Origin of the sequence: Pseudomonas sp. SK3(2021), from assembly GCF_016772375.1 — a bacterium.
Taxonomy (GTDB): Bacteria; Pseudomonadota; Gammaproteobacteria; order Pseudomonadales; family Pseudomonadaceae; genus Aquipseudomonas; species Aquipseudomonas chlororaphis_I.
On sequence record NZ_CP061943.1, the window covers coordinates 5,623,755 to 5,644,546 of the forward strand.

The 20,792-nt window shown below is 61.3% G+C and carries 20 protein-coding genes and 2 tRNA genes; 19 read left to right on the plus strand and 3 right to left on the minus strand.

Annotation, left to right across the window (positions count from 1 at the left end; all coding sequences use genetic code 11):
* The first annotated feature begins 1 nt into the window (after window position 1).
* The 7 genes from ispE to IF690_RS24875 all read left to right on the plus strand — a co-directional run bounded on the left by ispE (window position 2) and on the right by IF690_RS24875 (window position 4,992).
* Window positions 2–853, plus strand: a complete 852-nt coding sequence (gene ispE / locus IF690_RS24845) for a 4-(cytidine 5'-diphospho)-2-C-methyl-D-erythritol kinase (protein WP_202701722.1) — start codon at window positions 2–4, stop codon at window positions 851–853.
* Window positions 854–890: 37 nt separating this feature from the next.
* Window positions 891–965, plus strand: a tRNA-Gln gene (locus tag IF690_RS24850).
* Between the two features lie 48 nt (window positions 966–1,013).
* On the plus strand, window positions 1,014–1,955 hold the full coding sequence (locus IF690_RS24855) for a ribose-phosphate pyrophosphokinase (RefSeq protein WP_003171603.1): 942 nt from the start codon (window positions 1,014–1,016) through the stop codon (window positions 1,953–1,955).
* A 140-nt stretch (window positions 1,956–2,095) separates the two neighbouring features.
* Window positions 2,096–2,695, plus strand: coding sequence for a 50S ribosomal protein L25/general stress protein Ctc (locus tag IF690_RS24860; protein ID WP_202697760.1), 600 nt, complete (start codon window positions 2,096–2,098; stop codon window positions 2,693–2,695).
* 168 nt (window positions 2,696–2,863) lie between these two features.
* Window positions 2,864–3,448 carry an aminoacyl-tRNA hydrolase gene (gene pth, locus IF690_RS24865; RefSeq protein ID WP_009050793.1) on the plus strand — a complete coding sequence of 195 codons (585 nt, stop codon included), beginning with the start codon at window positions 2,864–2,866 and terminating at the stop codon, window positions 3,446–3,448.
* Window positions 3,449–3,470: 22 nt separating this feature from the next.
* Window positions 3,471–4,571 carry a redox-regulated ATPase YchF gene (ychF, locus tag IF690_RS24870; protein WP_202697761.1) on the plus strand — a complete coding sequence of 367 codons (1,101 nt, stop codon included), beginning with the start codon at window positions 3,471–3,473 and terminating at the stop codon, window positions 4,569–4,571.
* A 160-nt stretch (window positions 4,572–4,731) separates the two neighbouring features.
* Window positions 4,732–4,992, plus strand: a complete 261-nt coding sequence (locus tag IF690_RS24875; protein WP_252189512.1) for a type II secretion system protein GspM — start codon at window positions 4,732–4,734, stop codon at window positions 4,990–4,992.
* A 13-nt stretch (window positions 4,993–5,005) separates the two neighbouring features.
* Here IF690_RS24875 and IF690_RS24880 read toward each other — a convergent pair whose 3' ends face one another.
* The gene (locus tag IF690_RS24880; RefSeq protein WP_202697762.1) at window positions 5,006–5,722 is read right to left on the minus strand and encodes an MOSC domain-containing protein; all 717 of its coding nucleotides are present in this window, start codon (window positions 5,720–5,722) and stop codon (window positions 5,006–5,008) included.
* A gap of 76 nt (window positions 5,723–5,798) precedes the next feature.
* Window positions 5,799–7,016 carry an MFS transporter gene (locus IF690_RS24885; RefSeq protein WP_202697763.1) on the minus strand — a complete coding sequence of 406 codons (1,218 nt, stop codon included), beginning with the start codon at window positions 7,014–7,016 and terminating at the stop codon, window positions 5,799–5,801.
* A gap of 346 nt (window positions 7,017–7,362) precedes the next feature.
* On the opposite strand from IF690_RS24885, the gene IF690_RS24890 reads away from it, so the two are divergent.
* Window positions 7,363–7,439 (plus strand) — tRNA-Met (locus IF690_RS24890).
* A gap of 316 nt (window positions 7,440–7,755) precedes the next feature.
* A complete protein-coding gene (locus tag IF690_RS24895; protein ID WP_202697764.1) occupies window positions 7,756–8,346 on the plus strand; it encodes an acyl-homoserine-lactone synthase in 591 nt (196 codons plus the stop codon).
* Between the two features lie 31 nt (window positions 8,347–8,377).
* Here IF690_RS24895 and IF690_RS24900 read toward each other — a convergent pair whose 3' ends face one another.
* On the minus strand, window positions 8,378–9,103 hold the full coding sequence (locus IF690_RS24900; RefSeq protein ID WP_016703601.1) for an autoinducer binding domain-containing protein: 726 nt from the start codon (window positions 9,101–9,103) through the stop codon (window positions 8,378–8,380).
* A gap of 429 nt (window positions 9,104–9,532) precedes the next feature.
* Between IF690_RS24900 and IF690_RS24905 the strand changes: the two genes are divergently transcribed.
* From IF690_RS24905 to IF690_RS24950, 10 genes are all read left to right on the plus strand, one after another.
* Complete coding sequence (locus IF690_RS24905; RefSeq protein ID WP_202697765.1) at window positions 9,533–10,024, plus strand: PhzA/PhzB family protein; 492 nt, start codon at window positions 9,533–9,535, stop codon at window positions 10,022–10,024.
* Between the two features lie 26 nt (window positions 10,025–10,050).
* Window positions 10,051–10,542 carry a PhzA/PhzB family protein gene (locus IF690_RS24910; protein WP_202697766.1) on the plus strand — a complete coding sequence of 164 codons (492 nt, stop codon included), beginning with the start codon at window positions 10,051–10,053 and terminating at the stop codon, window positions 10,540–10,542.
* Window positions 10,543–10,565: 23 nt separating this feature from the next.
* Window positions 10,566–11,768 carry a 3-deoxy-7-phosphoheptulonate synthase gene (locus tag IF690_RS24915; RefSeq protein WP_202697767.1) on the plus strand — a complete coding sequence of 401 codons (1,203 nt, stop codon included), beginning with the start codon at window positions 10,566–10,568 and terminating at the stop codon, window positions 11,766–11,768.
* A gap of 15 nt (window positions 11,769–11,783) precedes the next feature.
* Window positions 11,784–12,407, plus strand: a complete 624-nt coding sequence (locus IF690_RS24920; protein ID WP_202697768.1) for an isochorismatase family protein — start codon at window positions 11,784–11,786, stop codon at window positions 12,405–12,407.
* Entirely contained in the window at window positions 12,404–14,314 is a 1,911-nt protein-coding gene (locus tag IF690_RS24925) for an anthranilate synthase family protein (RefSeq protein WP_202697769.1), read from the plus strand. The genes IF690_RS24920 and IF690_RS24925 overlap by 4 nt, the downstream gene beginning before the upstream one ends.
* Window positions 14,315–14,316: 2 nt before the next feature.
* Window positions 14,317–15,153, plus strand: coding sequence for a PhzF family phenazine biosynthesis protein (locus IF690_RS24930; RefSeq protein WP_202697770.1), 837 nt, complete (start codon window positions 14,317–14,319; stop codon window positions 15,151–15,153).
* Complete coding sequence (gene phzG / locus IF690_RS24935) at window positions 15,150–15,818, plus strand: phenazine biosynthesis FMN-dependent oxidase PhzG (RefSeq protein WP_202697771.1); 669 nt, start codon at window positions 15,150–15,152, stop codon at window positions 15,816–15,818. The genes IF690_RS24930 and phzG overlap by 4 nt, the downstream gene beginning before the upstream one ends.
* A 133-nt stretch (window positions 15,819–15,951) precedes the next feature.
* Window positions 15,952–17,784 carry an asparagine synthase (glutamine-hydrolyzing) gene (gene asnB, locus IF690_RS24940; protein ID WP_202697772.1) on the plus strand — a complete coding sequence of 611 codons (1,833 nt, stop codon included), beginning with the start codon at window positions 15,952–15,954 and terminating at the stop codon, window positions 17,782–17,784.
* A gap of 442 nt (window positions 17,785–18,226) precedes the next feature.
* Window positions 18,227–20,065 (plus strand): gamma-glutamyltransferase, encoded by a 1,839-nt coding sequence (ggt, locus tag IF690_RS24945; protein WP_202697773.1) that lies wholly within the window; start codon window positions 18,227–18,229, stop codon window positions 20,063–20,065.
* Between the two features lie 174 nt (window positions 20,066–20,239).
* Entirely contained in the window at window positions 20,240–20,737 is a 498-nt protein-coding gene (locus tag IF690_RS24950) for a GNAT family N-acetyltransferase (protein WP_202697774.1), read from the plus strand.
* Window positions 20,738–20,792: the final 55 nt, after the last annotated feature.

The following is a 20,792-nucleotide window of genomic DNA, read 5'->3' on the forward strand; positions in this document are numbered from 1 at the left end:
CATGAGCGCGCCACGACTGACCCTGCCCTCCCCGGCAAAACTCAATCTGATGCTGCACATTCTCGGTCGCCGCGAAGACGGCTATCACGAACTGCAGACGATCTTTCAGTTTCTCGATTACGGCGATGAAATCACCTTCGCCGTGCGCGATGACGGCGTCATTCGCCTGCATACGGAGTTCGCCGGCGTCCCCCACGACAGCAACCTGATCGTGCGGGCAGCCAAGCTGCTTCAGGAACAGTCCGCTTGCCCACTGGGCATCGACATCTGGATCGAGAAAGTCCTGCCCATGGGCGGCGGCATCGGTGGCGGCAGCTCCAATGCGGCGACTACCCTGCTGGGCCTGAATCACCTCTGGCAACTGGGCTGGGACGAAGATCGCCTGGCCGCACTGGGCCTTTCCCTGGGCGCCGACGTGCCGGTTTTCGTGCGTGGGCATGCGGCTTTCGCCGAGGGCGTGGGAGAAAAACTCACCCCGGTAGACCCCGAGGAGCCCTGGTATCTTGTGCTTGTGCCGCAAGTCTCTGTAAGTACAGCAGAAATTTTTTCAGATCCGCTGTTGACACGTGACACTCCGCCCATTAAAGTGCGCCCCGTTCCCAAGGGAAACAGCAGAAATGACTGCTTGCCGGTGGTTGCAAGGCGTTATCCAGATGTACGTAACGCATTGAATTTGCTAGGTAAATTCACCGAAGCAAAACTGACCGGAACTGGAAGTTGTGTGTTTGGGGGCTTCCCAAGCAAAGCTGAAGCTGATAAAGTCTCGGCCCTTCTTACAGAGACCCTTACAGGGTTTGTAGCAAAAGGAAGCAACGTTTCGATGTTGCATCGCAAGCTGCAAAACCTGCTCTAAAAGGAACCAAGTGCCAGGCACTTGATGCAACAGATACAGGGGCGTCGCCAAGCGGTAAGGCAGCAGGTTTTGATCCTGCCATGCGTTGGTTCGAATCCAGCCGCCCCTGCCATTTTCCTTATACTCATCCAGGTATACCCTCAGCCTTCAGGTACTGCGCGTGTCCAAGATGATGGTCTTTACGGGGAACGCCAACCCCGATCTGGCTCGGCGTGTCGTACGTCAGCTGCATATCCCTCTCGGTGACATCTCTGTTGGAAAGTTTTCCGACGGCGAAATTACCGCTGAGATCAATGAAAATGTCCGTGGTAAAGACGTCTTCATTATTCAGCCGACCTGCGCTCCGACCAACGATAACCTGATGGAACTCGTCGTGATGGCTGATGCCTTCCGCCGCTCCTCAGCGACTCGAATCACTGCTGTAATTCCTTACTTTGGTTATGCCCGTCAGGATCGCCGCCCGCGTTCCGCACGTGTGGCTATCAGCGCGAAAGTCGTGGCTGACATGCTTACCGTAGTCGGCATCGACCGTGTTCTCACGGTCGATCTGCATGCTGACCAGATTCAGGGCTTCTTCGATATTCCGGTAGATAACATCTACGGCTCCCCGGTTCTGGTGGATGACATCGAAGACCAACGTTTCGAAAACCTGATGATCGTCTCCCCGGACATTGGTGGCGTCGTGCGTGCACGTGCCGTTGCCAAATCCCTCGGCGTGGATCTCGGGATCATCGACAAGCGCCGTGAGAAAGCCAATCACTCTGAAGTGATGCATATCATCGGTGACGTTGAAGGCCGTACCTGCATCCTGGTTGACGACATGGTCGATACCGCCGGCACCCTGTGCCACGCGGCCAAGGCCCTGAAAGAGCATGGCGCTGCCAAGGTCTTTGCCTACTGCACACACCCTGTGCTGTCGGGTCGAGCAATCGAGAACATTGAAAATTCCGTGCTGGACGAGCTGGTGGTGACCAACACCATCCCGCTGTCCGCTGCAGCACAAGCCTGTGCGCGTATCCGTCAACTGGATATCGCACCGGTTGTTGCCGAAGCGGTTCGCCGTATCAGCAACGAAGAATCGATCAGCGCGATGTTCCGCTAGGGTCCTGCCCTAGCCTTACATCTCGATGACGAAAAGCGCCCCGCCCCAGCATTCCTGTTGGGGCGGGGCTTTTTTGCCCATATCGCCTTTAGCGCTGGTCGCAAACGCTGGGGCGAGTGTGGTTATTTTGGAGATACAACATGAACGATTTTACTCTGAATGCTGAACTGCGTTCCGACCTGGGGAAAGGTGCGAGCCGCCGCCTGCGTCGTCTCGCAAGCCTGGTTCCAGCTGTAGTTTACGGTGGCGACAAAGCCCCTGAATCCATCAGCATGCTGGCCAAAGAAGTTGCCAAACTGCTCGAAAACGAAGCGGCTTTCAGCCACGTTATCGAACTGAACGTTGGCGGCACCAAGCAAAACGTCGTGATCAAGGCGCTGCAACGTCACCCGGCCAAAGGCCACGTGATGCACGCTGACTTCGTACGCGTTGTTGCTGGTCAGAAACTGACCGCTATCGTTCCAGTGCACTTCGTCAACGAAGCTGCTCCGGTCAAGAAAGGCGGCGAGATTTCGCACGTTACTGCTGAAATCGAAGTGTCCTGCCTGCCGAAAGACCTGCCTGAGTTCATCGAAGTCGACCTGGCTGACGCTGAAATCGGCACCATCATTCACCTGTCGAACATCAAGGCCCCTAAAGGCGTTGAGTTCGTTGCTCTGGCTCACGGTAACGACCTGGCTGTCGCCAACGTCCACGCTCCACGTGTTGCTCCAGAAGCTACAGAAGGCGCAGCAGAGTAATTCACTCTGCTTGCCGGAGTTACCGGAAACATCGCGGACTGGAACGTAGCGAGAAAGCGGGCGGGAACGCGGAGTTTACATAATGGTAAATGAGCACTTGTCGTCTACTTTCGCCGCACACTCCAGTCGCGGCGATGTTATCCACAACTCCAAGGAAGGGCCCCTATCGTGACTGCCATCAAACTGATCGTTGGCCTGGGTAATCCAGGCGCCGAATACGAACAGACCCGGCATAACGCAGGGGCCCTTTTTGTTGAGCGCATCGCCGAGAAACAAGGTGTCAACCTTGTGGCCGATCGCAAATATTTCGGCCTGACCGGGCGTTTTTCGCACCAGGGTCAGGACATTCGTCTGCTGATCCCCACCACCTACATGAACCGCAGCGGCCAGGCCGTGGCGGCATTGGCCGGTTTCTTCCGCATCAAGCCCGAAGAAATCCTGGTGGCGCATGACGAACTCGACCTGCCACCCGGCGTCGCCAAGCTCAAGCAGGGCGGCGGGCACGGCGGGCACAACGGGTTGCGCGACATCATCGCGCAACTGGGCAACCAGAATACCTTTCACCGCTTGCGGCTTGGCATCGGCCACCCAGGCGTCGCCAGCATGGTCTCGAACTTTGTCCTGGGTCGCGCGCCACGCGCCGAACAGGAAAAGCTCGATGCCAGCATCGATTTTGCCCTCGGCGTGCTGCCGGATATCTTCGCCGGTGAATGGAACCGTGCGATGAAAAACCTGCACAGCCAGAAGGCCTGACTCTTATCCGAGGGGAAACACCATGGGATTCAACTGCGGCATCGTCGGCCTGCCTAACGTCGGCAAGTCCACCCTGTTCAACGCCCTGACCAAATCCGGTATCGCGGCCGAGAACTTCCCCTTCTGCACCATCGAGCCGAACAGCGGTATCGTGCCAATGCCGGATCCGCGCCTGGACGCCTTGGCCGCCATCGTAGTGCCCGAGCGTGTGCTGCCGACCACCATGGAGTTCGTCGACATCGCCGGCCTGGTGGCGGGCGCCTCGAAAGGCGAAGGCCTGGGTAACAAGTTCCTGGCCAACATTCGCGAAACCGATGCCATCGCCCACGTGGTCCGCTGCTTCGAAGACGACAACGTGATCCACGTGTCCAACAGCGTCGACCCGAAACGCGACATCGAGATCATCGACCTGGAACTGATCTTCGCCGACCTCGACAGCTGCGAAAAGCAACTGCAGAAAGTCGCGCGCAACGCCAAGGGCGGTGACAAGGACGCCGTGGCGCAGAAAGCCCTGCTCGAGCAACTGATCGCGCACTTCACCGAAGGCAAGCCAGCGCGCAGCCTGATGAAGAACATGAGCACCGAGGAAAAATCGGTGATCAAAGGCTTCCACCTGCTGACCACCAAGCCGGTCATGTACATCGCCAACGTTGCTGAAGACGGTTTCGAGAACAACCCGCACCTTGACGTGGTCAAGGCCATCGCCGAAGAAGAAGGCGCCATGGTGGTGCCGGTCTGCAACAAGATCGAAGCGGAAATCGCCGAGCTGGACGACGGTGAAGAGAAAGACATGTTCCTCGAAGCCCTGGGCCTGGAAGAACCGGGCTTGAACCGCGTGATCCGCGCCGGCTACGAAATGCTCAACCTGCAGACCTACTTCACCGCCGGCGTCAAGGAAGTTCGCGCCTGGACCGTCCGCGTCGGCGCTACCGCTCCGCAGGCCGCCGCCGTGATCCACACCGACTTCGAGAAGGGCTTCATCCGCGCCGAAGTGATCGCCTACGACGACTTCATCCAGTTCAAGGGTGAAGCCGGCGCCAAGGAAGCCGGTAAATGGCGCCTGGAAGGCAAGGACTACATCGTCAAGGACGGCGACGTGATGCACTTCCGCTTCAACGTCTGACCTGCCTGAAATGCCCCGTGGCTTGATGCTCAAGCCACGGGCTCGCCGACGGGGCTCCTGGCCCTGCAGGCTGTTACGCCCCCCCCCCTTACTCCCCCTGCCTGCCATTGCTTTCCGGACATCCCCCGCCCCATGCCCGCTGCCAGGCCAATGCTAAAGCATGACCATCCTTTTCAATCGCCACTCGAACCGCTGGCAACAGCTGCCGGCCCGCGATCGCCTGGCCCTGAAGTTGCTCAGCCTGTTCCTGGCCGCGACGCTGTCCTGGCCCCTGCTTGGGAGCCCACAGCACCAGGCCCTGCGCCAGGCTGAACAGCAGTTCCAGGAAGCCTTACAGTTGCAAACCGGCCTGCTCAAGCTGCCCTCCTCCACCCACGGCCGCAGCCCGCAGGCCAACAGCCCGCCCCTGGAGTCGAATTGATCGCGCCCGCCGCTCAGCGGGCGGGCTCCTCATCGACAGGCACAGTACCCAGCAGGCGTGGGCCCCAGTCCTCTACCACTGCCTGCTCGACCCGGCGCTCCAGGGTCCGTCGCCAGGAAGGCACCAGCGGCAGCTCCAGGCACAGGCGAATCTCCTCCACTGCCACCTCACGGGAAAACAGCACGGCGCTCAAGCGCGACAGCGGCCACTGCTCGAAGGGACGCTCGACCTGCTGCAACACGTCCCCGGCGCTTACGCTGCCCGCCTCCAGCACCCGGTAATACCAGCCGGTGCGCCCGCTCTGCTGGACCCGCAGCGACATGTCTTTCACGGCAAAGCGGTCATTGAGCTTCCAGCACGGCATGCGCCCCTGGGACACCTCCAGCAACACGCTGCCGACCCGGACACGGTCGCCCAGGCAGACGTCCTGCTCGGTCCAGCCGTGGCTGCTGAAGTTCTCGCCGAAGGCGCCCGGCTGTTCCAGCAACGCGTGCGGCCCCAACTCGGCGGCCCAGGCGGCGTAATGCTCGCGGGGGTAGTGATGAATGGCTTTTTCCGTGCCGCCATGCACCCGCAGGTCGCCCTGCTCGTCCTCCAGCAGGCCCAGTGGACCAACCTGCAGACTGCCGGTACGCGGGGTCTTGGCGATCGCGCTCATGGCCCCAGGGCGGCTGTAGGCCACGGCGCGGCCGGTCAACAGGGCATCGAGGGTTATACGCTCAGGGGGCATTACCTTACTCCATGGTTTCATCGGCGAACGGATGCGCGCGGCAAGGCGACTCACTGGCGGCGTCCTTGTCTTGATGTCAGGCTTTTTGGGTCCGCGGCAGGAAGATCGCCAGCAGGCCGAACAGCGGCAGGAACGAGCACAGGAAGTACACATACTCGATGCCGTGGATGTCCGCCAGGTGGCCCAGCAGCGCCGCGCCGATCCCGCCGAAACCGAACATCAGGCCGAAGAACACCCCGGCGATCATGCCGACGTTGCCCGGCACCAGCTCCTGGGCGTAGACCACGATGGCCGAGAACGCCGACGCCAGGATGAAGCCGATCACCACGCTGAGCACGCTGGTCCAGAACAGGTCGACATGGGGCAGCAACAAGGTGAACGGCGCCACGCCGAGGATCGAGAACCAGATCACCGCCTTGCGCCCGATCTTGTCGCCGATCGGCCCGCCGAAGAAGGTCCCGGCCGCCACCGCGCCGAGGAAGAGGAACAGGTGCAACTGCGAGCTGGCCACCGACAGGTCGAACTTCTCGATCAGGTAGAAGGTGAAGTAGCTGGTGAGGCTGGCCATGTAGAAATATTTGGAGAACACCAGCAACCCCAGTACCACCAGGGCACTGAGGACCCGCCCCTTGGACAGGCCGTGGGTCGCCGCCTGGCCCTGCTTGAGCTTGAACAGCTTGAGGTGGTTGGCGTACCAGCGGCTGATGGCGTAGAGCAGCACCACGGCGAAGACCGCCAGCAGGCCGAACCAGGCCACATTGCCCTGGCCGAAAGGAATGATGATCGCCGCCGCCAGCAGCGGACCGAAAGCCGTGCCGGCGTTGCCGCCGACCTGGAAGGTCGATTGTGCCAGGCCGTAGCGCCCACCGGAGGCCAGCCGCGCCACCCGCGAGGCTTCCGGGTGGAAGGTCGAGGAGCCGACGCCGATCAGCCCCGCCGCCAGCAGGATCAAGGCAAAGCTGCCGACCTGGGACATCATCAGAATGCCGATCAGGGTGCAGATCATGCCCACCGGCAACAGGTACGGCTTGGGATGGCGGTCGGTGTAATAGCCGACCCACGGCTGCAGCAGCGAGGCCGTGAGCTGGAAGGTCAGGGTAATCAGGCCGACCTGGGTGAAGGTCAGGCCGTAGCTGGCCTTGAGCATCGGATAGATCGCTGGCAGCACCGCCTGGATCAGGTCGTTGATCAAATGCGCCAGCGCCACCGCGCCGATGATACGCAGCACCAGGGGGCTGCTGTGTGAAGGCGCGGGAGCCGCCACGGAGGCGGACTGAACGTTGCTGATAGCCATGAGAGTTTCCGTACAGCAGATGGATGCGCAGTTGCAGGGGTGGCCAATGTGCCATTTTTCAATGCGCCGCGGCTATCCCCTTAGCTTGCTAACGACTTGAATATTTTGCTTGATGCGCAGCACAACAAAACATCGAAGCCTGCGCTCAGCGGCACGGCCAACGCAAACCGGCCAATACGGTGCAGCGACTAAAACGCGGGTCAGGGGTCACGGCCGCTGCGCGTGCAATCGCGGGATGCGCTGGCGGCTACAGGAGGGAATTGGATAAACGGTTGATAGCGTAGATAATTTTTTTATAAAAAGCGCTTGACGCTTTACCGTTCTACGCGAATAATGCGCGCCACTTGGCTACATAGCTCAGTTGGTTAGAGCATAGCATTCATAATGCTGGGGTCCGGGGTTCAAGTCCCTGTGTAGCCACCAAGTACCTCAACAAAGCCCGCCTTGCGCGGGCTTTGTTGTTTCTGGCTATCTCTCCTCGTATCCCCCTACACCTTCGCCTTCCCTCCGCTCTCTTGTCCCATGAGCGCACGAAACATTCTCTATGACTGCCTGGGCCGGATTGTCGCCTTCACTGCCGACGCCTGGATCAACGCCACTGTCGCCGCCGCTCGCTTCGACAAAGCCCCCAACGAATGGCTTCACTTCGATTCCACCGAGGCCCCTACCAGATCTTGCAGGTGCCAAGCCTGTGCAAGTCCTCTATAAAACTGCACTCCATCCCTAAGGAACCCCAGCAATGCACATGGAAGAGCACACACTGAACGAAATGAGCGATGAGCTGAAACTCATGCTCGGCCGCTTTCGGCACGAACAATTCGTCGAGAAACTCGGATGGCGACTGCCCGCCCATCCGAGCCAGGCAGGTTGTGAATGGGATCAGTACGACACCGAACACGCCCGTTACCTCCTGGCGTTCAATGAAGACCGCGCCATCGTTGGTTGTGCCCGGCTGATTCCCACCACGCTCCCCAACCTGCTTGAAGGGGTGTTCAGCCACGCCTGTGCCGGGGCGCCGCCCAAGCATCCAGCCATCTGGGAAATGACTCGCTTCACCACCCGCGAACCGCAATTGGCGATGCCGTTGTTCTGGAGAAGCCTCAAGACGGCCAGCCTGGCGGGCGCAGATGCCATTGTCGGGATCGTCAACAGCAGCATGGAGCGCTATTACAAAATCAACGGCGTCCACTACGAACGACTGGGCCCGGTCACGGTGCACCAGAATGAAAAGATCCTCGCCATCAAACTCTCGGCCCACCGCGAGCACCATCGCAGCGCAGTCGCACCGTCAGCCTTCATGTCCGACACATTATTGAAAGAGACAGCTTGATACAGGCCGAGTCGTCCTTTTTGAATGCTCCTCAGATATAGCCCATCGCGACTGCGTAAGACACTGCCTGCACGCGGTTACTGGCGCCGATTTTGCGCTGGATGTTGCGGTGATGGTAATTCACGGTATCGGTGCACACCCCCATGATCACGCCGATTTCCTCCGAGGTCTTGCCGTCGGCCGTCCAGCGCAACACATCACATTCCCTCCCACTGAACTCCACGTCCGTATTGAAGACACGCACGTCGCTCTCCAGCTCGGAAATTTTCTCGTGGGCCGCTGCGGCAAAGGCTCTGGTCACCGGCTTCAAGGCTTCAAATTCCTGAAGACTGATGGGGTTATTCTTGCGCGCCAGGCTTAACACCCCGACCCTCCCCTGGGCGTTGAACGAGGGTTGTGCCAGGCCGTGGCATAAATGTGAATCCTTGGCTTCAGACCACAGGTCCGCACATCCCCGGAACAACTCATTGCTCCACAGAATGGGGGCCGACGAGACTTTGCTGTGCTTCACCGTGGGGTCGATAACCGCATAGTTGGCCGCCTGATATCGCTGCACCCAGTCCTCGGGGTAATTGCCGTACATATAAGTCCTGGGCCGCATGAACGGGGTCACGCTGCACATGCCGTAGGCAAAAAAGTCAAACCGTAGTTCACGCAAGGCCCTCAACGCGACAGCCGTAAACTCCTGCATATCCATGGTTCGCGCAAAGATACTATAAAAGTACGCATCCCATCCCAACTGCTGCCCTAATTCCATTTTGAGCACCACTAAAGTTGAAAACAGGCCGTTAGACTAGACCAACCTGAATCTCTGTCAACAAGCAAAATCACACCATCATAGACTGCTTCGTGCTAGCACTAGATTCATTGCGCCTTATCCAACTAACTACTTAGAACATTGCATCCTGGCGATGTTAGTAAGCCAGTACCGCCTCCCGGCCGACGAATGAACCTGCGTTTTCACAATAATGCAACAGTTCATCCGGCGGGCTGCAGCCAGCCCGTTCACGCCCTAATCACTACAAGATCTGGTAGTTCCACCCCCAAGAAATGCAGGTGTATAAACAACACCCGCTCAGCACCGCCACGAAGGAACAATAGTTAAAAACTGTAAATATTTATCCACGCCAATTAACTAGATATTTACTTTCAAAATTATCACCCCCAACTAAGGAGGATGCTGCCCATGCCTGCTTCGCTTTCCCCTAGCGGCTTTAATGATCACCTTGAACTTCGCCAGAAAAATCGCGCCACCGTCGAACAGTACATGCGCACTAACGGCAAAGATCGCCTGCGTCGTCATGAACTGTTCACTCCGGATGGCAGTGGCGGTTCCTGGAACACCGAAACCGGTAAACCCCTCGTGTTCCAGGGCCACTCGAAGTTGGCTGCCCTCGGCGCATGGCTGGAGAAGTGCTTTCCAGACTGGCAATGGCACAACGTCCGGGTGTTCGAAACCGATAATCCCAACCACTTCTGGGTGGAAAGCGACGGTCGCGGCAAGGCTCTGGTTCCCGGTTACCCCGAAGGTTATTGCGAAAATCATTACATCCATTCTTTCGAATTGGACAACGGCAAGATCACGCAGAGCCGTGAATTCATGAACCCCTTCGAACAACTTCGCGCCTTGGGCATCCCCGTTCCAAGAATCAAGCGTGAAGGTATCCCCGCTTCATAAGCCCCCCAATTCATTGGAGATTGAGCATGCCTAATAGTGCAACGCAACAACTAAGCGCTAACGACACCACTGAACTTCGCCGCAAGAACCGCGCCACGGTCGAACAATATATGCGGACCAAAGGCCAGGACCGCCTGCGCCGTCATGAACTATTTACCGAAGATGGTTCAGGCGGCTTATGGACCACCGACACCGGTGCGCCGATTGTAATCAGTGGCAAAGCCAAGTTGGCCGAACATGCTGTTTGGTCACTCAAGTGCTTCCCGGACTGGGAGTGGTACAACGTTAAAGTATTTGAAACCGATGATCCTAATCACATCTGGGTCGAGTGCGATGGCCGCGGCAAGATTCTCTTTCCCGGCTATCCGGAAGGCTATTACGAGAACCACTTCCTGCATTCCTTCGAGCTGGAAGACGGCAAAGTAAAACGCAATCGCGAATTCATGAACGTCTTTCAGCAACTGCGTGCCCTGGGTATTCCAGTACCGCAAATCAAACGCGAAGGCATTCCAACTTAATCTCTCGTGAGAGTGATCGCATCATGGAAGACTTACTGAAACGGGTTTTAAGTTGTGAAGCGTTCCAGCAGCCTCAATGGAGCGAGCCCTCACAATTGCACGACGCGCAGGCCTACCTCAGGGATAGCGCTTCATTGATTCGAGTAGAGGACATCCTGGTGCTGCGCGCCACGCTGGCTCGTGTAGCGGCCGGCGAAGCGATGATCATCCAGTCCGGTGATTGCGCCGAGGACATGGATGAAAGCACGCCCGACCATGTGGCCCGCAAAGCAGCGGTGCTGGACATCCTGGCCGGTGCATTCCGGCTGGTGACCCAGCAACCGGTGGTACGGGTGGGACGGATTGCCGGGCAGTTTGCCAAACCGCGTTCCAACAACAACGAACGCATTGGCGATGTCGAATTGCCGGTGTATCGCGGCGACATGGTCAACGGCCGCGAGGCCGTCTGCGGCCATCGCCAGCACGATGCCCAACGCCTGGTTCGAGGCTATAGCGCCGCTCGGGACATCATGCAACACCTGGGCTGGAAAGCGTCGGCAGGCCAGGAACAACTCATCGGCTCACCGGCCTGGACCAGCCACGAAATGCTGGTGCTCGACTACGAGCTGCCACAACTGCGCCAGGACGAACAGGGCCGGGTATTTCTCGGTTCCACTCACTGGCCGTGGATCGGCGAGCGTACCCGTCAGTTAACGGGCGCTCACGTGACGCTGCTCAGCGAAGTGCTCAATCCGGTGGCGTGCAAGGTCGGCCCGGACATTACCCGGGACCAGTTGCTGAGCCTGTGTGAGCGCCTGGACTCCAAGCGCGAACCCGGCCGGCTGACCCTGATTGCCCGCATGGGCGCGCAAAAGGTCGCCGAGCGCCTGCCGCCGCTGGTTGAAGCGGTGCGCCAGGCCGGCCACAAGATCATCTGGCTGAGCGACCCGATGCACGGCAACACCATCGTCGCGCCCTGCGGCAACAAGACCCGCATGGTGCAGGCCATCACCGAGGAAATCACCGCCTTCAGGCATGCCGTGACCTCAGCCGGTGGCGTGGCCGCCGGCCTGCACCTGGAAACCACCCCTGACGACGTCAGCGAGTGCGCTTCCGATGCCGCCGGCCTGCATCAGGTCGCCAGCCGCTACAAAAGCCTGTGCGACCCGCGCCTGAACCCCTGGCAAGCCATTACCGCGGTGATGGCCTGGAAAAACCAGCCCTCCTCAACCCTTGCCTCCTTTTGACTGGAGTTTGTCGCCATGACCGGCATTCCATCGATCGTCCCCTACGCCTTGCCTACTTCGCGCGACCTGCCCGTCAACCTCGCGCAATGGAGCATCGACCCCGAGCGTGCCGTGCTGCTGGTGCATGACATGCAGCGCTACTTCCTGCGGCCCTTGCCCGACGCCCTGCGTGAACAAGTCGTGAGCAATGCCGCGCGCGTTCGCCAGTGGGCCGCCGACAACGGCGTTCCGGTGGCCTACACCGCCCAACCTGGCAGCATGAGCGAGGAGCAACGCGGGCTGCTCAAGGACTTCTGGGGCCCAGGCATGAAGGCCAGCCCCACCGACCGCGAGGTGGTCGACGCCCTGATCCCCAAGCCCGGTGACTGGCTGCTGACCAAGTGGCGCTACAGTGCGTTCTTCAACTCCGACCTGCTGGAACGCATGCGCGCCAACGAGCGCGATCAGTTGATCCTGTGCGGGGTGTACGCCCATGTCGGGGTACTGATTTCCACCGTGGATGCCTACTCCAACGATATCCAGCCGTTCCTCGTTGCCGACGCAATCGCCGACTTCAGCAAGGAGCACCACTGGATGGCCATCGAATACGCCGCCAGCCGGTGCGCCATGGTCATCACCACCGACGAGGTGGTGCTATGAGCCAAGCCGCCCGTCTCATGGAGCGCATCCTGCAACCGGTTCCCGAGCCGTTTGCCCTGTTGTACCGCCCGGAATCCAGCGGGCCCGGCCTGCTGGATGTGCTGATCGGCGAAATGTCGGAACCGCAGGTCCTGGCCGACATCGACTTGCCTGCCACCTCGATCGGCGCGCCTCGCCTGGATGTACTGGCGCTGATCCCCTACCGCCAGATTGCCGAACGCGGTTTCGAGGCGGTGGACGATCAGTCGCCGCTGCTGGCGATGAACATCACCGAGCAGCAATCCATCAGCATCGAACGCTTGCTGGGACTGCTGCCCAACGTGCCGATCCAGTTGGACAGCGAACGCTTCGACCTCAGCGACGCGAGCTACGCCGAGATCGTCAGCCAGGTGATCGCCAACGAAATCGGCTCCGGGGAAGGCGCCAACTTCGTCATCAAGCGCACCTTCCTGGCCGAGATCAGCGAGTACGGCCCGGCCAGTGCGCTGTCGTTCTTTCGCCATCTGCTGGAACGGGAGAAAGGCGCCTACTGGACGTTCATCATCCACACCGGCAGCCGTACCTTCGTGGGTGCATCCCCCGAACGCCACATCAGCGTCAAGGATGGGCTCGCGGTGATGAACCCCATCAGCGGCACTTACCGCTACCCGCCCGCCGGCCCCAACCTGACCGAAGTCATGGACTTTCTGGCCGATCGCAAGGAAGCCGACGAGCTCTACATGGTGGTGGATGAAGAGCTGAAAATGATGGCGCGCATTTGTGAGGACGGCGGCCACGTCCTTGGCCCTTATCTCAAGGAAATGGCGCACCTGGCCCACACCGAGTACTTCATCGAAGGCAAGACCCATCGCGATGTACGGGAAATCCTGCGCGAAACCCTGTTTGCGCCCACCGTCACCGGCAGCCCGCTGGAAAGCGCCTGCCGGGTCATCCAGCGCTATGAGCCGCAAGGCCGCGCGTACTACAGCGGCATGGCCGCGCTGATCGGCAGCGATGGCAAGGGCGGGCGTTCCCTGGACTCGGCGATCCTGATTCGCACCGCCGACATCGATAACAGCGGCGAGGTGCGAATCAGCGTGGGCTCGACCATCGTGCGCCATTCCGACCCGATGACCGAGGCTGCCGAAAGCCGCGCCAAGGCCACGGGCCTGATCAGCGCCCTGAAAAACCAGGCGCCTTCGCGCTTCGGCAACCACTTGCAAGTGCGCGCCGCATTGGCCAGCCGCAATGCCTACGTCTCGGACTTCTGGTTGATGGACAGCCAGCAACGGCAGCAGATCCAGACCGACTTCAGTGGGCGCCGGGTGCTGATCGTCGACGCCGAAGACACCTTCACCTCGATGATCGCCAAGCAATTGCGGGCCCTGGGCCTGGTGGTGACGGTGTGCAGCTTCAGCGACGAATACAGCTTCGACGGCTACGACCTGGTCGTGATGGGGCCCGGCCCCGGCAACCCGAGCGAAGTCCAACTGCCGAAAATCAACCACCTGCACCTGGCCATCCGCTCCTTGCTCAGCCAGCAGCGGCCGTTCCTTGCGGTGTGCCTGAGCCATCAGGTACTGAGCTTGTGCCTGGGCCTGGAACTGCAGCGCAAAGCCATTCCCAACCAGGGCGTGCAAAAACAGATCGACCTGTTTGGCAACGCCGAACGGGTGGGTTTCTACAACACCTTCGCCGCCCAGAGCTCGAGTGACCGCCTGGACATCGACGGCATCGGCACCGTCGAAATCAGCCGCGACAGCGAGACCGGCGAGGTGCATGCCCTGCGTGGACCGTCGTTTGCCTCCATGCAGTTTCATGCCGAGTCGCTGCTGACCCAGGAAGGTCCGCGCATCATCGCCGACCTGCTGCGCCATGCCCTGATCCACACACCTGTCGAGAGCAACGCTTCGGCCGCCGGGAGATAACCATGCACAACTACGTCATCATCGACGCCTTTGCCAGCGCCCCGCTGGAAGGCAATCCGGTCGCGGTGTTCTTTGACGCCGACGACTTGTCGGCCGAGCAAATGCAACGCATCGCCCGGGAGATGAACCTGTCGGAAACCACCTTCGTACTCAAGCCACGTAACTGCGGCGATGCACTGATCCGGATCTTCACCCCGGTCAACGAACTGCCTTTCGCCGGGCACCCGTTGCTGGGCACGGCCATTGCCCTGGGTGCGCATACCGACAATCACCGCCTGTTCCTGGAAACCCAGATGGGCACCATCACCTTTGAGCTGGAACGCCAGAACGGCAGCGTCATCGCCGCCAGCATGGACCAGCCGATACCGACCTGGACGGCCCTGGGGCGCGACGCCGAATTGCTCAAGGCCCTGGGCATCAGCGACTCGACCTTTCCCATCGAGATCTATCACAACGGTCCGCGTCATGTGTTTGTCGGCCTGCCGAGCATCGCCGCGCTGTCGGCCCTGCACCCCGACCACCGAGCCCTGTGCAGCTTCCACGACATGGCCATCAACTGTTTTGCCGGCGCGGGACGGCGTTGGCGCAGCCGGATGTTCTCACCGGCCTATGGGGTGGTCGAGGACGCGGCCACGGGTTCCGCTGCCGGCCCCTTGGCAATCCATCTGGCGCGTCATGGCCAGATCGAGTTCGGCCAGCAGATCGAAATTCTTCAGGGCGTGGAAATCGGCCGCCCTTCACTGATGTTCGCCAGGGCCGAGGGCCGCGCCGATCAGCTGACGCGGGTCGAAGTATCAGGCAATGGCATCACCTTCGGACGGGGGACCATCGTTCTATGAACAGTTCAGTACAAGGCAATCCGCTGTTGGGTAAAGGCCTGTCGGAATCCCTGACCGGCACGCTGGATGCGCCGTTCCCCGAGTACCTGAAGCCGCCTGCCAATCCCATGAGCGTGCTGCACAACTGGTTGGAGCGCGCACGCCGCGTGGGCATTCGCGAACCCCGTGCGCTGGCGCTGGCCACGGCTGACAGCCAGGGCCGGCCTTCGACACGCATCGTGGTGATCAGCGAGATCAATGACACCGGGGTACTGTTCAGCACCCATGCCGGAAGCCAGAAAGGCCGCGAACTGACAGAAAACCCCTGGGCCTCGGGTACGCTGTATTGGCGCGAAACCAGCCAGCAGATCATCCTCAATGGCCAGGCCGTGCGCATGCCGGATGCCAAGGCTGACGAGGCCTGGTTGAAGCGCCCTTATGCCACGCATCCAATGTCGTCGGTGTCTCGCCAGAGTGAAGAACTCACGGATGTCGAGGCCCTGCGCAACGCCGCCAGGGAGCTGGCCGAGGTTCAAGGTCCGCTGCCGCGTCCCAAGGGTTACTGCGTGTTTGAGTTGCGCCTTGAATCGTTGGAGTTCTGGGGTAACGGCCAGGATCGCCTGCATGAACGCTTGCGCTATGACCGCAGCGATACGGGCTGGAAGGTGCGTCGTTTGCAGCCCTGAAAACACGATTGGCCCTCTTCCTTTCGTCGAGGATGAGGGCCAGTAACCGAACGAGTCAGCCAAGGAGGCTGACTCACTGAAGACGCTCCGACAGACCTGGCGCGGCTCAACTATTCATTACAGGAGTTACTCAATGTGTGGTCTCACAGGATGGGTGGACTATACGCGCCGGCTCGAAGGGGAAGACCCTGCGATTCGCGCCATGACCAATACGCTCGCACTTCGCGGGCCCGATGCCGAAGGCATATGGAAACATCGACACGCCCTGCTGGGGCATCGGCGGCTGGCGGTCATCGACCTGAGCGGCGGTATCCAGCCGATGGTCTATCGCTTTGCGGACGGCCAGGAGGTCTCGCTGGTCTACACAGGGGAGGTCTACAACCACGACGCATTGCGCAGCCAGCTACGGCAGGCGGGGCATGAGTTTCAGACTCGCAGCGATACCGAGGTCGTGCTGCATGCCTACCTGGAATGGGGCGAGCGTTGCTGTGATCACCTGACCGGCATGTTCGCCTTCGCCCTGTTCGACGGGCGCGATGGCCACCTGTTCCTGGTACGCGATCGCCTTGGCATCAAGCCACTGTTCTATGCCCCGCATCGTGAAGGGCTGCTCTTCGGCTCGGAGATCAAGGCCATCCTGGCCCACCCGGAATTCACCACGGGGCTGGAGGTGACGGGGTTGGTCGACGTGATCACGCTGTCGAAGGGAACCGCCCAGACGCCTTTCAGGAACCTGATGGAGCTGCTTCCCGGCCACTTCCTGTCCTGGCGCCCCAACGGGCCGATGAAGATCCAGTGCTACTGGACGGTACGCCGCCAGGAGCACCAGGACGACCTGCAGACGACCGTGCAACGGACCCGCGAGTTGGTCACCCACGCGCTGGGCTCGCAGTTGCATGCCGACGTTCCCATATGCTCGCTGCTGTCCGGCGGGCTCGACTCGACCACCCTCACGGCTATCGCGCAACGTATCGTCAAGGCGAAGACCGGCGGCAATATCAATTCCTTTTCGGTGGACTTCACTGGCCAGTCCGCACAGTTCAAGAGCGACGACCTGCGTCCCGACCTGGACCAGCCCTTCGCCCTGTTGGCCGCGCAGTCCATCGGTAGCCACCACCAGACCGTCCTCATCGAGAACGAAGAACTGGTCTCCGACCTGGCGCGCGAGGAAGTGTTCCGCGCCAAGGACGTACCGTTCACCTTCGGCGACATGGATACCTCGGTGAACCTGTTGTTCAGGGAAATTCGCAAGCACTCCACGGTGGCCATCTCGGGAGAAGGTGCCGATGAGGTCTTCGGTGGCTATGGCTGGTTCCGTGATCCTAAGGTCATAGCCTCCGCGTCCTTTCCATGGTCGTCGCGGGTGAAGTTGCCGGACGCTTTCATCAATCCCGACTTCAACCGCCGGTGCGATCTCGCCACGTACCAACAGGCGAGCTACGACGATGCCCTGCGCCAGGTCGAACACCTGGCACAAGACAGCCCGCACGAGCGCCGGATGCGCGAGCTTTGCCACATGCACCTGAAACGCTGGATGGTGATGCTGCTGGACCGCAAGGACCGCCTGAGCATGTGCAACAGCCTCGAGGTTCGGGTGCCGTTCACCGATCACGAACTGGTCGAGTACATCTATAACGTGCCTTGGTCGATCAAGAGCAAGGATGGCGAGGAGAAGTGGCTGCTCAAGCAGGCCTGTGCCGACTTCGTACCGGAGGCGGTGCTCAAACGCCGGAAGAGTCCCTATCCGACCTCGGCCGACCTGGGCTACGAACGCTTCCTTCGCCAGAGTGCCCGGCAGCTTCTGCAGGACACGGGGAACCCGGTGTTCGGCATCGTATCCCACGCCTATATAGCCGAAGAACTGCGCCAGCCCGAGGGCTACTTCAATACGCAGATGAGCCGGCACAACCTGGAAACAGCGCTGGCGCTGGATGCCTGGATACGCTTGCACAAGATCGCGGTCTGAGACGCGCCAGGTTTGCCGGAGCCCCCTTTGTTCGAGCCCTGCCACCCTGGCAGGCTCGTTCAGTTGTAGCGGTCGGCCTGTCGCCGGTTGGCTTGCCACCCGTACCGAACGCCAGCAGGGCGCTTGGGCCGGGTGGCATCCGGGAATGCAGTGAAACGCGTCGCCTGGTTCCAGGCCCAGGCGCCGGCCACCGAAGAAAACCAGGCGCTCACCAGCGCCCATGCACACAGGCGCGCCGCGCTTTCGATAGCAAAGCCCAAGCCCCGTCACAGCTCCCCCCAGCGCCACCTCCAGGCCAGCGTCCAGCATCGGCCCTCGCCCAAAAGCGCCAGCCATATCGGCACCGTAGCGATCAACGAAAGGCTCAGCATGGGCCCGCTCACTGCTGTACATTCCTCCCCACGGACGACACCTCATTTACCCAGTGAACGGAGTTCAACGCGTGTTCTCGACCCTCAATCCGCGTCACCGCCGGCTTGCCAGTCTCTCGCTGCTAGCCGTCGCCCTCAGCCTCGCCGCCTGCAACGCTTCCGCCCCCTCCCACACCGCCCTGCCCCCCGCCCCGGAAATCGCTTCGGGTTATCGCACCGGCCTGCAGGTGCAGCATGCCGACCAGCATATGGCGGCCGCGGCCAACCCATTGGCGGCCGAAGCCGGGCGCGAGATGTTGCGCAAGGGGGGTTCGGCCATCGATGCGGCGATTGCCATGCAAGCGGTGCTGACCCTGGTGGAGCCGCAGTCGTCGGGCATCGGCGGCGGGGCCTTGATCGTGCTCTGGGACGGCAAGGCCGTGCGCACGTATGACGGTCGCGAAACCGCGCCGGCCGGGGCCACCGAGCAGTTGTTCCTGCAGGCCGACGGCAAACCCATGCCGTTCCCCCAGGCGCAGATCGGCGGGCGCTCGGTAGGCACGCCGGGGGTGTTGCGGGCCCTGGAACTGGCCCATAAAAAACACGGCCGCCTGCCGTGGGCGCAACTGTTCGAGCCGGCGATCCGCCTGGCGGACCAGGGTTTCCCGATCTCCCCGCGCCTGCACGACATGATCGTCGCCGACCCGTACCTGGCCAAATCGCCCGACATGGCAGCCTACTTCCTGAATGCCGACGGCACGCCGAAAGCCGTCGGTACCCTGCTGAAAAACCCGCAGCTGGCCGCCGTGCTCGAACGCATCGCCAAAGAGGGGCCGAACGCCTTGTACCAAGGCCCGGTCGCCCGGGAAATCGTCGCCAAGGTGCAGGGGCACGCCAACCCGGGCAGCCTGTCGCTCAACGACCTGCAAGGCTATCGCGCCAAGGAGCGCGAACCGCTGTGCACCGACTACAAGCGCTGGCAGGTCTGCGGCATGCCGCCGCCTTCGTCGGGCGGCATCGCCCTGGCGCAGATCCTCGGCACCCTGCAAGCGCTGGAGGCCCGCGACCCGCGTTATGCACTGCCACCGCTGAAACCAGTCAAGACCAGCCTGCCGGCCGGCCTGGAACCGGCGCCCGAAGCCGTGCACCTGATCGCCGAGGCCGAACGGTTGGCCTACGCCGACCGCGCGTTGTACGTGGCGGATTCGGACTTCGCCCCGGTGCCGATCGCCGGCCTGGTCGCCCCGCGGTACCTGGCCCAGCGCGCCGCCTTGATTGGCGAGCGCAGCATGGCCAAGGCCGAGCCCGGCAAGCCCCAGGGCATCCAGGTGGCCTACGCCCCGGATCGCTCGCCGATGCGCATCTCCACCTCGCAAGTGGTGGCCGTGGATGACCAGGGCGGCGCGGTGTCCATGACCACCACCGTGGAAGCCGCCTTCGGCTCGCACCTGATGGTCCAGGGCTTCATGCTCAACAACCAGATGACCGACTTCTCCTTCATCCCCGAAGAGAACGGCCAGCCGGTGGCCAACCGTGTGCAGCCGGGCAAGCGCCCGCGCTCGTCCATGGCGCCGACCCTGGTCTTCGACCGCAACAGCGGCGAACTGCTGGCTACCGTCGGCTCGCCGGGTGGCTCGCAGATCATCGAGTACGTGGCCAAGTCGGTGATCGGCATGCTCGACTGGAACCTCGACCCGCAAGCCGCCATCAGCCTGCCCAACTTCGGCAGCCGCAACGGCCCGACCGAACTGGAACAAGGCCAGTTCACCCCTGGGTTGAAAGCGGCGCTGAAAGCCAAGGGGCATGAGCTGACCGACATCGACATGACCAGCGGCACCCAGGCGATCGTACGGGTGCGCGATGCCCAGGGTAAAACCTCATGGGCCGGTGGCGCCGATCCACGCCGCGAAGGGGCCGCGCTGGGGGATTGAGGCCAACGCAGGAAAACCGGAAGGGCTTGCCGCCAGGCAGGCCCTTTTTAGTGTTCACGCCACAAAAGCACAGGCCTGGGTGGCCAATGCTGTATGCCGATTTTTACGGCGTTCTGTGTCTGACGCGGTCCTTTAATCCCTCCTAGCATCAGCTTTTTTGCCGAGGTGCAGGCGATGAACGAGATTCCCGGCGGTATCGATTTTTCGGGTTTGGCCGTGCGCCGGCTGATGGCCGACGACCTCGAACTGGTCTGCCGACACCGCGAGGCGATGTTTCTCGAAGCCGGAGGCGAACCCGCGGCCCTGCAACGGATGACCGAGCACTTCCGCCCCTGGCTGCGCGAGCGTTTGCCCGATGGCCGCTACTACGGCTTTGCCCTGCTGGACGACCAGCAACCGGTGGCGGCCATTGGCTTGATGAGCATCGACTGGCCGCCCCACCCGTCCCATCCGACCCAGGACCTGCGCGGTTATGTGCTCAACGTATACGTCGAACCCGGCTACCGGCGCCGGGGCCTGGCCTCGGCCCTGATGAGGCTGGCGGAAGCCGAATTCATCCAGCGCGGGTTGAGCTTCGCCGTGCTGCATGCCACCGAGGTGGGCAAGCCGGTGTACGCCGGATTGGGTTGGACGGCCACCGCGGAAATGGCGAAGATGCTGGAAGGCAACTGAACACGAACTCCTGTAGCCGCTGCCGAAGGCTGCGATAAGGACCGAAGGGCCTTCG